This window comes from Pseudomonas sp. A39, assembly GCF_058145955.1.
On record NZ_JBYVMD010000023.1, the window covers coordinates 89,299 to 101,380 of the forward strand.

Genomic DNA, 12,082 nt, shown 5'->3' on the forward strand with positions numbered 1-12,082 from the left:
CCAGCGCTCAACGCCCGTTACAACGTGGCGCCCCCTCGGGCTCATGCCATTTGAATCTCAAGTAGGTCTCGGCAAGCTGTTGAACCAGCGTCCTGTCGATGTCGTCAATAACGCCATCATGGTTAACATCAAAGTGAATATTCCATTCGAGCGCCCCGTCATTATCAAAGTCATACGCCGCGTTCCACATGACCTGTGTTTTTTTAGTGATAGGGCCGAAGCCCTTATACAGATGTAAACGGACAGTATCTGGGGTGCCGTCCTTATAAAAATCCTCGGTAAAGATATGCATATAACGCATTGAAGCAAGCCCGCTGCTGAACCAGTTAAATTTCAGATAGGCGCCGGCAAACTTGCTCAGCAACTGGTGATCACGGGTACTTTCCAGCTCATTATTTGTGACATCTCCCAAGCAGACATCAATGCCTCCGTCTTCATTGATATCAAGCGCGTAGGCGTTATTAATCACCGCCTCTTTGCTGCCAGCCACCGTTGCGCAAAACTGCAGCACGACGGTATCTGGCCTGCCACTGTAAGAGCGGTCTTGAGCAATCACCTTTAAATAACGCATGGACCTTCTCCCTTTAGAACACGCTCACACGCTAGAGCAAGGGAGGTTTATCAACTAGGTCAGCGCGGCCATGCCGAAGACAGGAAAGTACAACTGAACAACACCCTGCCTGTACCTTTCCCTGTCGGCAAAAGTCCCCTGTCAGCGCAACATCCCACGGGCCTTGACCTTCAACACCTCAACGTCCAACACGGGTACGTTCACGCTTTTGGCCTGTTCGTCCCAGTGACGCATGCGCAAACTCACGGCGCACAGCGGGTCCTGCTCAAAGGCTCGGGCTTCTTCGGCGCTCATCACCCCGCCCTGATAGGCCAGGGTACGGCGGCTGGCTTCACTCAAGCGCGCGTAGTAATCCGGTTGAACAAAGGTCAGGTAGCGTTTGGCCTGTACGTGATACTCGACCAACTTGGCCATGCGCTCGCTGAACCCTGCGCGGCGTAGATAATCCGCACCCAGCCGCTCATGGCTGACGACGCCATAACCGTCCATGTTCTCGCCACCCTGGCCGCAGAGGTGACCGATATCGTGGAAAAACGCCGCCAGCACCACTTCATCATCAACGCCCTCGGCCATGGCCAACTGCGCAGCCTGGGACATGTGCTCGAGCTGCGACACCGGCTCGCCGATGTAGTCCGCCGTGCCGTATTGCTCATACAAGCCGAAGACGTCGGCGATTGCCTGTTCCGGGTTCATCACGCCGCTCCCCACAGTGTGGTGATATTGCGCTCTGCCATCGCCGGCCCGACGCTCATGCCCACGCCGGTGTGCATCAACGCCGCACTGATGCCTGGAGCGGCCCGCAAGAAGGAAAACGGCGCCGGCCCGCGCGAGCCGTACACGCCCTGCCAGCGTTCCACCACCTGGATCTTGCAGCCCAGCGTCTGCTCGGCCAGTTCGATCATCCAGTCGTCGATCTGCTCGGCATTGAAGGGCGACGCATCGCTGCCGTAGTCATGGGAGTCGCCGATGATCAGTTCTCCATGGGGTGTCGGGCTGATCAGCAGATGGATGCCGTGTTCGTGCAGGTGCGGCGCTTCACGCAGGATCTGCGCCTGCACCGGCGCGGCTTCCGGCAGATCGGCGAAGGCGCCGTAGTGCACGCAACTCAAGCCGGTGAGCAACGCGTGTTGCAGGTTCAGGTTCACCGCAGGCCGCGCACGCAGCATTTGCAGGCGGCAGATGCTCGGGTTGAGTTCGGCGATCGCCTCGGCCAGCAGGGTCTGGTAGTCGTGGCCGGAGCACACGATGATCTGCTCGCCGCGAAAGCTGCCCGCCGTGCTGTGCAACTGGCCCGGTTCCACATCGCGCACCAGCGTGGAGAAGTAGAACTCCACGTTCAGCGCTTGCGCCAGGTAGTTGATCAGCGCCGGGATCGCTTCGCGCGAATACAACTGCTGATCGTCCTTGCCATGCAGCGCGGCGCGATGATGACGGAACTGGCCGCCGTATAGATCTTTCATCGCTGCGCCTTGCAGCAGGTCAACGTTGTAGCCGTGCTCCTGTGCACGGCCGGCACAGAAGGCTTCCAGCAGATGCTCTTCCGCTTCGGTGCGGGCGAACAGGTAGGCGCCGTTGCGCTTGAGCTGCAGACCCGCCCGCTCAGCCCATTGCCCCCAGATAGCGCGACTTTCCCGTGCCAGGTCGAGCATCGGCCCCGGCGGTTGGCCGGTGACCAGCGCCTGGCCAAAGTTGCGCACCGAGGCGCCCAGCGGGGTGGCACTGCGCTCGAACACCTTGACCTTGAGGCCGCGCTTGGCGGCGGCGTAGGCATGGGACAGGCCGAGGATGCCGGCGCCGATGATCAGCAGGTCGCTGTGGTGTGTCATATCGTGATGTCCTGTTTTCCAGACCGCCATCGGGGGCAAGCCCCCTCCCACAGTTCGATTTGTGAATGCCATCCGTGTGGGAAGGGGCTTGCCCCCGATGAGGCCAGTAGCCCTAACGAAAAACCTTACTGCCCTGCCACTTTCTCCGACTTGCCGTCATAGCGCTTACGCCACTCGGTCAAAATGCTGTCGCGGTTCTTCGAGGCCCAGGCAAAGTCGTTCTTGATCAGGCGCTGTTCATAATCGGCCGGCAATTCGGTCTGCGGCTTGGCAATGCCGGGCTGGGCGAGGACGGCGAAGTTGTCCTTGTACAGGTCCATGGCAGCCGGGCTTGCGGAGAAATCGGCGAGTTTTTTCGCGGCGTCGGCGTGGGCTGTGCCTTTGATCACCGCCGTGGCTTCGATGTCCCAGCCCAGGCCTTCCTTCGGCAGGATGATGTCCAGCGGCGCGCCCTGGCGCTTCAACTGCACGGCCGGGTATTCGAACGAAATCCCGATCGGGAATTCACCCGACGCTGCCAGCTTGCACGGCTTGGAGCCGGAGTGAACGTACTGCCCGATGTTCTGGTGCAGGTCGTCCATGTACTGCCAGCCTTGCTTCTCGCCAAAGGTCTGCAGCCAGGCGCTCACATCCAGGAAGCCAGTGCCGGACGACGCCGGGTTAGGCATGACGATCTTGCCCTTGTACTCAGGCTTGGTCAGGTCCTGCCAGCTCACCGGCTTGGTCAGGCCTTGTTTCTCGGCCTCCACAGTGTTGAAGCAGATCGTCGCGGCCCACACATCCATGCCGACCCAGGCCGGTGGGTTGGCGGCGTCGCGGTAGTTCTTGCCGATCTTGTCCAGGTCCTTGGGTGCGTAGTTGTCCAGCATGCCCTGCTGGTCGAGGATCGCCAGGCTGGAGGCGGCCAGGCCCCACACCACATCGGCCTGCGGGCGGGCTTTCTCGGCCAGCAGCTTGGCGGTGATGATGCCAGTGGAGTCGCGTACCCATTTGATTTCGATATCGGGGTTGGCCTTTTCGAAGGCCTGCTTATAGGTCTTCAACTGCTCGGCTTCGAGGGCCGTGTACACGGTCAACTCGGTCTTGGCGAAGGCATTCAGGCTGAATGCAGTGAGTACGGCAGCGACCAGCGCCAGGGGCTTGAACATGAAACACCTCCTTCAGGATTATTGGCTCGGCGCGGTCTGGCGCCAGGCTTGGGAGCGGCGCAGCGCGCCATGTGAAGCCCACGCCAGCAGCAGCGAGACGCCGGCCGAGGTGAACAGAATCAAAGTGGACATGGCCGCCGCACCGCCGACGTTGCCGGCGTCGTCCATATTCAGCACGGCGACGGCGGCGAGGATGGTGTCGGGGCTGTAGAGGAAGATCGCGGCGGACACGGTGGTCATCGCCGACACAAACAGGTAGCGCACGATGTCCAGCAGCGCCGGCAGGCAGATCGGCACCGTCACTTTCAAGTAATGGCGGTACAGCGGCGCCTTGAGCGACAGCGCGGCGGCTTCGAACTCCGCGTCGAGCTGACGCAGTGCAGTGGTGGCGGTCATCTGTGCGGTGGTCAGGTAGTGCGCGATGGTGCACACCACCAGCAGGGTCATGGTCCCGTAGAACACATGCAGGGGGTTGCCGTTGAGGTTGAAAAAGAACACGTAGCCCAGGCCCAGTACCAACCCAGGCACCGCCATCGGCACAAAACTGAGCATGCGCAGCGCCAGGTTCAAGCCCTTTTGGCCCTTGGTCTTTTCCATCAGATAGGCCCCGGTGAAGATCAGCACGCTGCCGATCAACGCCGTGCACAGCGCCATGGTCAGGCTGTTGCGGTAGGCCAGCCAGCCGCCGCCGGCGGTGTCTTCGAACTGATAGTGGTTAAGGGACAGCGACAGGTTGTACGGCCAGAATTTCACCAGCGACGAATACACCGCCATGCCGAACACCAGCAGCAACACGGCACAGATCAACAGCACGATACTCAGATAGCAGCCGTCTCTCAGGCGCGAGGGTGCCGGCTGGAACACTTGGGCGCGGCCGCTCATGGAATCGCCGTGGCGACGACGCAGCCAGGCATCCACACCAAAGCTGAACAGCGCCGGCAGCAGCAACACCATGCCGATCAATGCGCCACGCCCGAACTGCTGCTGGCCAACCACGGCTTTGTAGGCCTCAAGCGCCAGCACCTGATAATCGCCGCCCACCACCACGGGCACACCGAAGTCAGTGATGGTCAGGGTGAACACCAGGCAAAACGCGGCGAACACCGCCTGGCGTGTGGCTGGCCAGGTGATGCTGCGAAACGCCCGAGCCGGGCTCGCGCCCATGCTGGAAGCCGCATCAAACAGCCGCGCGTCCGCCAGGGACAACGCCGACAGCAGAATCATCAAGGCATGTGGGAAGGTGTAGATCACCTCACCCAGCACAATGCCCCAGAAGCCGTAGATGTTGTCCGAGAGCAGCCCGCGCAGCATGCCCTGGTTGCCGAACAGGTACACCAGCGCAATGCCCGGCAACATCGACGGCGCCATCAACGGCAGCAGCGATAGGCCGCGCCAGATCGCCTTGCCGGGAATCAGCGTACGTTGCAGGGCGTAGGCAAACAGGTAAGCCAGCGGTACGACGATGGCCGCCACGCTGAGGGAAACTTTGAGGCTATTGCCCAGCAGCCAGTGGAAGTTGTCGCTCGTGACCAGTTCCCGCGCGGCGACCAGGCCACCGCCCTGCCCGGCTTCGCTGCTGAAACCGCGCCAGAAGATCGCCAGCAATGGCAGCAGCACGGCGATGCCCAGCAGCAACAGCCACAACAGCTTGCCGCCGAGCACGAAAATACGGTCGCCCGTTTCGGCGCGGGAAGCCTGGCGCGGCAGCGTCATCACGGCAGCCATCTCAGGCAAACACCTGCAGGCTGCGCGGCGGCAAGGCCACCCAGATATCCTGGGCGCCCAGGCGCGGCATGGCTTCCGGCGCCAATTCGGCCAGTAACGGGTGGCCGGGCAATTGCTCCAGTTCAAAGCTCATGCGGCAGCGGTTGCCGAGGAAGGTGATCTCACGGACCTTGGCCGGGAACAGGTTCTCTTCGTGCACCGGCGGGTTGATGCTGATCGCCTCCGGGCGGCAGAACAGGCGCCCGGACTTGGCCGCACCGGCATCGTCGGCCAGGCGCATGTTCATGCCGCCGACCTGGGCGTGGCTGGCACTGTTGCGGCTGAACGGCAGCCAATTGCCCTGGCCGACAAACTCCGCCACGAACGGCGTGGCCGGGCGGTCGTAGATCTCCTGGGGCGTGGCGTATTGCTCGACCTTGCCGTTGTTCATCACGGCAATGCGGTCGGCCATCAGCATGGCTTCGTCCTGGTTGTGGGTGACCATCAACGTGGTGATACCCAGGCGTCGTTGCAGTTGGCGCAACTCGGTGCACAGATGCTCGCGCACGCGGGCGTCGAGGGCTGACATCGGTTCATCCAGCAGCAATAACGACGGCGCCGGGGCCAAGGCACGCGCCAGGGCGACCCGCTGCTGTTGGCCACCCGAGAGTTGCCCGGGGTATTTCTTTTCGCTGCCCAGCAGGCCGACCAATTCCAGCATCTGGCCAACGCGCTGGCGTACTTCATCACGACCGCTGCCGGTGAGGCCATAGCCGATGTTCGCTTCGACGGTGAGGTTGGGAAACAGCGCGTAGGACTGGAACAGGATGCCGTAGTCCCGTGCCTGGGGCGGCAGCAGGGAAACATCCCGGTTGCCCAGGTAAAGTTCGCCGCTGTCCTGGCGTTCCAGCCCGGCGATGCAGCGCAGCAAGGTGGTCTTGCCGCAGCCGGACGGGCCCAGCAGGCACACCAGCTCGCCGGCGGCGACGTCCAGGGAGACGTTATCCAGCGCGGTAAAGGCGCCGAAGCGTTTCTGGATACCGCGCACCTTCATCGGCGCGCCGGGTTGGGTCAGGGCTGTGTTCATGGTGGCACCTCATCAAACTGATGAAGGCCATGCTAGGCAGGCAATGCGTCCCTGATGTGGCAGAAAGGCAAAACGCGGTGATAGTGGTATTGGTGGATTTGGGTAGGGCTCTCAGTGGTGAGTTGCCTGGTCTATCGCTATCGGGGGCAAGCCCCCTCCCACACTTGACCGAGTTCCAAGATGAGGCTTGCCCCCGATTGGCCCTCAAGGCAGCCACACACCTCTAAATTGGCGACATTTCCTGCGCCAACCCCAGAAACGCCGCTGGCAACCGCGCGCCCTTTCTTTCCTTCAGGCAGTACAGGTATTCCGGAATCTGCGGCGCATTCTCGATCGTCAGCACCCGCAGCTGCGGGTCATGGGGCACTTCCTGACGGGCAATGATACTGATGCCGATATTGCGCAGCACCGCTTCACGAATGGATTCGCGGCTGCCGATTTCCAGCAGCGGGCCGTAACTCACGCCGGCGCCCTGCAGCATGTCTTCGGTCAACCTGCGGGTGGTGGAGCCGGCCTCACGCATCAACAGCGTATGCCCTGCCAACGCGTTCAACGACACATGATCAAGCTGGGCCAGTGGATGATTGCGATGCACCGCCAACACCAGCGGATCAGTGCCCAATACGCGGCGAATCAGGCGTGGGTCTTCCAGCAATTGCGAGGAGGCGGCGACGTCGACGCGATAATCGTCCAGCGCTTCCAGCACTTGCTGGGAGTTGCCGATTTCTACCGACACCTCCACCTGCGGCAGGCGTTCGCGGAAGGCTTTGACCAGGTCAAGGATGTAATACGGCGCGGTTGCGGCAATTCTCAATGCACCCTGGACCTGGCCATTGTTGCGCAGGAAGAACTCGATATCCGCTTCCTGCTGCAACAGCGCCTTGACCATCGGCAGCAGGCGCGCGCCGTCGTCGCTGACGGTGAGGCGGCGGCCGCCTCGGTAGAACAGCTCGACGCCGTATTGGCTTTCCAGGTTACGGACCTGGGTGGTGACCGTGGGTTGGCTCAGGCCGAGCTTTTTCGCCGCCTGGGTGATGCTGCCCAGGCGGGCGACCATGTAAAACGCCTTCAACTCGGCACTCAGCACACCACCCTCTCATCGACTATTTGCGCAACAGGCGCAGGCCATTGAACACCACCAACAGGCTCACGCCCATGTCGGCGAACACCGCCATCCACATGGTGGCCATGCCCAGGAAGGTCACGGCGAGGAAAATCGCCTTGATCACCAGCGCCAGGGCGATGTTCTGTTTGAGGATACTCGACGTTTGCCGCGACAGACGAATGAATGCCGGAATCTTGCGCAGGTCATCATCCATCAGCGCTACGTCAGCGGTCTCGATGGCGGTGTCGGTACCGGCGGCGGCCATGGCAAAACCGATCTCGGCACGGGCCAGCGCCGGTGCGTCGTTGATGCCGTCGCCGACCATGCCCACGCGATGGCCTTGGCCGTAGAGGGTTTCGATAGCTTGCAGTTTATCGGTAGGCAACAGGTCGCCCTGGGCCTGGTCGATGCCGACCTGGGCAGCAATCGCCTGGGCGGTGTGGGTGTTGTCGCCGGTGAGCATCAGGGTCTTGATGCCCAGCTCGTGCAGTTGCTGGATGGCCTCGCGACTGCTGTCCTTGACCGTGTCGGCCACGGCGAACAGCGCCAGCGGGCCGGATGTGTCGAGCAGCAGCACCACGGACTTGCCCTGTTTCTCGAGGGCGAAGAGTTTTTCTTCCAGCGCCGGCGAGCAGAGGCCCAGGTCTTCCACCAGGCGGTGGTTGCCCAAGTGGTAGGTTTCGCCATTGATATCGCCGCGCACGCCGCGACCGGCCAGGGCCTCGAAGTTATCCACAACGTGGATGGGCAGGTTTTTATCCACAGCCGCGTTGGCAATCGCCAGCGACACCGGGTGGTCGGAACGCCCGGCCAGACTGGCGGCCAGGGCCGGCGCGCTGTCTTCGACGTTAGGGAACAACGCCAGGTAATCGGTTTGCACCGGCTTGCCGTGGGTGATGGTGCCGGTCTTGTCGAGGGCCAGGTAGTCGAGCTTGTAACCGCCCTCCAAGTACACGCCGCCCTTGATCAGGATGCCTTTGCGCGCCGCCGCAGCGAGACCGCTGACGATGGTCACAGGGGTGGAAATCACCAACGCACACGGGCATGCCACCACCAGCAGCACCAGGGCACGGTAGATCCAGTCGAACCAGACGCCAGCCATGAACAGCGGCGGAATAATGGCCACACCCAAGGCAAACAGGAACACGGCCGGGGTGTATATTTTCGAGAACCTGTCGACGAACCGCTGGGTCGGCGCCCGTGCGCCTTGGGCCTGTTCCACCGCGTGAATGATGCGCGCCAGGGTGGAGTTGTTGGCCGCCGCGGTCACTTTATATTCCAGGGAACCGGCCTGGTTGATGGTGCCGGCGAAGACTTTATCGCCCACGGTTTTTTCAATCGGCAGGCTTTCACCGGTGATCGGCGCCTGGTCGATGGTGGATTGGCCGGCAGTGACTTCACCGTCCAGGCCGATGCGTTCGCCGGGCTTAACCCGCACAATCGCACCCATTTCTATGCTTTTGACCTCTTTTTCAACCCACGTGCCGTCAGCCTGCTGCACGGTGGCCTGCTCGGGTGTCATCTGCATCAAGCCGCTGATGGCATTACGCGCGCGATCCAGGGATTTGGCTTCGATCAACTCGGCGACAGTAAACAGGAACATCACCATCGCGGCTTCCGGCCACTGGCCAATCAGGATCGCGCCGGTCACCGCGATACTCATCAAGGCATTGATGTTCAGGTTGAGGTTTTTCAGGGCAATCCAGCCCTTCTTGTACGTGGTGAGGCCGCCGCTGAGGATCGACACCAACGCCACCACCGCGATCACCCAGGTAGGCGCGGCGTCAGTGAAGTGCAGCACTTCGGCAGCCAACGCGCCGACGCCGGACAACGCCAGCGGCCACCAGTGTTTCTTGGCGGGCGGCTCAGCGGCAGGCGTGCCTTCTTCGATGGGATCGGCCTGCATGCCGAGGGATTTGATCGCGTCGATGATCGGCGCGGTGCTCGGCAGGTCATGGGTGACCCCGAGGATGCGGTTGATCAGGTTGAATTCCAGCTGCTGCACGCCCGCAAGCTTGCCCAGTTTGTTCTGGATCAGCGTCTGCTCGGTGGGGCAGTCCATGGCTTCGATGCGAAAGGTGCTCAGCCGCGAACCGGCGGTGGGCGCTTCGCTCAGTTGCACCAACGCAGGGGCCTGCGTGCCGGAACAGCAGGAGCCGCCATGGCCGTGGTCATGCACGGGGGTCAATTTCTTCGGGCCATGATCGTGATCGTGATCGTGATCATGGTCATGGTCATGTTTGTGCGGGGTGTGGATGGAATCGCTCATTCTGTCGCGTCCGTAGAGGTGCCTGTTGCCAAGTAAAGACCCTGTAGCCACTATAGGGTCAAGCACCCATTTGGAGATTGCTGTGATGAAGATCGGCGAATTGGCCAAACTGACCGACTGCCCGGTGGAAACCATCCGTTATTACGAGAAGGAAGGCCTGCTGCCGCCCCCGGCGCGCACTGACGCCAACTACCGCGTGTACACCCAGGCGCACACCGAGCGGCTGGTCTTTATCCGCAACTGCCGCAGCCTGGACATGACCCTCGAAGAAATCCGCAGCCTGCTCGGGCTACGGGACAGCCCGCAGGACCAGTGCGAAAACGTAAATGCGTTGATCGATGAGCATATCCACCATGTGAAAGCGCGGATCGACGGGCTGCTGGCGCTGCAGGAGCAATTGCTGGACCTGCGTCAGCGCTGTGGCGGCGGGGATCATTGCGGGATTTTGCAGCAACTGGAGGTCAGCGGAGGTGTTGCCGCCAGCGAGGCAGAGCCCTCGCATGTGGGCAGAAGCCACGGCCATTAATTCAAGCGAACACGGCTCAAATGTGGGAGGGGGCTTGCCCCCGATAGCGGCGTGTCAGTCACCGATGACTTAACTGACCACCGCTATCGGGGGCAAGCCCCCTCCCACACAAGCCCACACCTTAAGACCAGGACAGCCTTTAAATAGCGACGTCGGCCTTGATGCTTGGATCAGCGTCGTAACCTACGATTTCAAAATCTTCGAATTTATAATCGTAGATCGACGCAGGCTTACGCTTGATCACCAGTTCCGGCAACTTTTTCGGTGTGCGCGCCAACTGGGTGCGAATCTGCTCCATATGATTGCTGTAGGCGTGGGTGTCGCCGGTGGTGACGATGATCTCGTGAGGGATCAGATCACATTGCTGGGCCAGCATATGGGTGAGCAACGCCAGCGCGGCGGTGTTGTACGGCAGGCCGAGAAACACGTCGGAGCTGCGGATATACAACTGCATCGACAAGTGACCGTCGTGTACGAACGCCTGGTACAACAGGTGGCACGGCGGCAGGGCTTGTTTACCGTTGCGCGCGTTTTCCTGCGGGCTCTTGGTTTCGTCGGGCAGGTACTCGACGTTCCAGCCGTGGAACAGGATGCGACGGCTGTTAGGGTTGGTCTTGAGCGTATGGACCATGTAGTCGATCTGGTTGATCGTGCCACCGTCCTTGGTCGGCCAGGCGGTCCACTGCTCGCCGTACACCGGACCGAGGTCACCGTCTTCGGTGGCCCACTCGTCCCAGATTTTCACGCCGTTTTCGTTGAGCCACTTGATGTTGGTGTTGCCGCTCAACATCCAGATCAGCTCGTTGGCGATACTTTTGAAGTGAAGCTTCTTGGTGGTCAGCAACGGGAAGCCGTCGGCCAAGTTATGCCGATACTGACGGGCGAACACCGCTTTGGTGCCGGTGCCGGTGCGATCGCCCTTGGTCAATCCATTGGTCACGACGTCGTTCAGTAGTTCGAGATATTGCTTCATTTGGGTACCCGTATCGTTGAAGCCGAGGCTTGGAAGCCTCGGCATTCGAATTTATAGCGCGGTGTTCTTCAAAGGCTGCGGGCGGTTGTAGGCCCACCACAGCAGGCCCAGGCCGCCCAGGATCATCGGCAGGCTGAGGATCTGGCCCATGGTCACCCAACCGAACGCCAGGTAGCCCAGTTGCGCATCCGGCACGCGCACGAACTCGACGACAAAGCGGAAGATCCCGTAGAACAACGCGAACATGCCCGACACCGCCATGGTGGGGCGCGGCTTGCGCGAGAAGATGTACAGGATAAGGAACAGTGCCACACCTTCCAACGCGAACTGGTAGAGCTGCGACGGGTGGCGCGGCAATTGCGCCGGGTCGCTGAACGGCGGGAAGATCATCGCCCACGGCACGTCGGTCGGCTTGCCCCACAACTCGGCGTTGATGAAGTTACCGATACGCCCGGCGCCCAGGCCGATCGGCACCATCGGCGCAACGAAGTCCATCAGTTGGAAAAACGACTTGCCGTTGCGGCGACCGAACCACCAGGCCGCGATCATTACGCCGATAAAGCCGCCGTGGAACGCCATGCCGCCTTTCCACACTTCGAAGATCAGCGTCGGGTTGGCGATGTACGCGGGGAGATCGTAAAACAGCACATACCCCAGGCGCCCACCGACGATCACCCCCATCGACAGCCAGAAAATCAGGTCGGAGAGCTTCTCCTTGGTCCAGGTCGGATCGAAACGGTTCAGGCGTCGGGAAGCCAGAAACCAGGCACCGCCGATGCCAATCAGGTACATCAACCCGTACCAGTGGATTTTCAGCGGACCGATGGCCAGGGCCACCGGGTCGATCTGCGGGTAAGGCAGCATTGCGACTCC

General features: G+C 61.4%; 11 protein-coding genes. 1 reads left to right on the top strand and 10 read right to left on the bottom strand.

Annotated features, from left to right (window positions below):
* Positions 1 to 7 precede the first annotated feature (7 nt).
* The 8 genes from AC3ZU9_RS18465 to AC3ZU9_RS18500 form a co-directional block, all read right to left on the bottom strand.
* Entirely contained in the window at positions 8 to 571 is a 564-nt protein-coding gene (locus tag AC3ZU9_RS18465; RefSeq protein WP_046034923.1) for a hypothetical protein, read from the bottom strand.
* Between the two features lie 141 nt (positions 572 to 712).
* Positions 713 to 1,264 carry a phosphonate degradation HD-domain oxygenase gene (locus tag AC3ZU9_RS18470; RefSeq protein WP_490091153.1) on the bottom strand — a complete coding sequence of 184 codons (552 nt, stop codon included), beginning with the start codon at positions 1,262 to 1,264 and terminating at the stop codon, positions 713 to 715.
* Positions 1,264 to 2,397 carry a TIGR03364 family FAD-dependent oxidoreductase gene (locus tag AC3ZU9_RS18475; RefSeq protein ID WP_015886382.1) on the bottom strand — a complete coding sequence of 378 codons (1,134 nt, stop codon included), beginning with the start codon at positions 2,395 to 2,397 and terminating at the stop codon, positions 1,264 to 1,266. Before AC3ZU9_RS18475 ends, AC3ZU9_RS18470 begins: the two co-directional genes overlap by 1 nt.
* A gap of 125 nt (positions 2,398 to 2,522) precedes the next feature.
* On the bottom strand, positions 2,523 to 3,545 hold the full coding sequence (locus AC3ZU9_RS18480) for a putative 2-aminoethylphosphonate ABC transporter substrate-binding protein (RefSeq protein ID WP_015886383.1): 1,023 nt from the start codon (positions 3,543 to 3,545) through the stop codon (positions 2,523 to 2,525).
* Between the two features lie 18 nt (positions 3,546 to 3,563).
* The gene (locus tag AC3ZU9_RS18485) at positions 3,564 to 5,270 is read right to left on the bottom strand and encodes a putative 2-aminoethylphosphonate ABC transporter permease subunit (RefSeq protein WP_490091154.1); all 1,707 of its coding nucleotides are present in this window, start codon (positions 5,268 to 5,270) and stop codon (positions 3,564 to 3,566) included.
* A 1-nt stretch (position 5,271) separates the two neighbouring features.
* Complete coding sequence (locus tag AC3ZU9_RS18490; RefSeq protein ID WP_015886385.1) at positions 5,272 to 6,336, bottom strand: putative 2-aminoethylphosphonate ABC transporter ATP-binding protein; 1,065 nt, start codon at positions 6,334 to 6,336, stop codon at positions 5,272 to 5,274.
* 223 nt (positions 6,337 to 6,559) lie between these two features.
* A complete protein-coding gene (locus AC3ZU9_RS18495) occupies positions 6,560 to 7,423 on the bottom strand; it encodes a LysR family transcriptional regulator (protein WP_046034919.1) in 864 nt (287 codons plus the stop codon).
* A 16-nt stretch (positions 7,424 to 7,439) separates the two neighbouring features.
* Positions 7,440 to 9,710 (bottom strand): heavy metal translocating P-type ATPase, encoded by a 2,271-nt coding sequence (locus tag AC3ZU9_RS18500; protein WP_490091155.1) that lies wholly within the window; start codon positions 9,708 to 9,710, stop codon positions 7,440 to 7,442.
* Positions 9,711 to 9,795: 85 nt separating this feature from the next.
* Between AC3ZU9_RS18500 and cadR the strand changes: the two genes are divergently transcribed.
* Positions 9,796 to 10,236 (top strand): Cd(II)/Pb(II)-responsive transcriptional regulator, encoded by a 441-nt coding sequence (gene cadR, locus AC3ZU9_RS18505; protein WP_015886388.1) that lies wholly within the window; start codon positions 9,796 to 9,798, stop codon positions 10,234 to 10,236.
* Between the two features lie 139 nt (positions 10,237 to 10,375).
* Here the strand turns inward: cadR and AC3ZU9_RS18510 are convergent, their stop codons facing one another.
* Positions 10,376 to 11,209 carry a thymidylate synthase gene (locus AC3ZU9_RS18510; RefSeq protein WP_015886389.1) on the bottom strand — a complete coding sequence of 278 codons (834 nt, stop codon included), beginning with the start codon at positions 11,207 to 11,209 and terminating at the stop codon, positions 10,376 to 10,378.
* Between the two features lie 51 nt (positions 11,210 to 11,260).
* The gene (lgt, locus tag AC3ZU9_RS18515) at positions 11,261 to 12,073 is read right to left on the bottom strand and encodes a prolipoprotein diacylglyceryl transferase (protein ID WP_015886390.1); all 813 of its coding nucleotides are present in this window, start codon (positions 12,071 to 12,073) and stop codon (positions 11,261 to 11,263) included.
* Between the last annotated feature and the right edge of the window lie 9 nt (positions 12,074 to 12,082).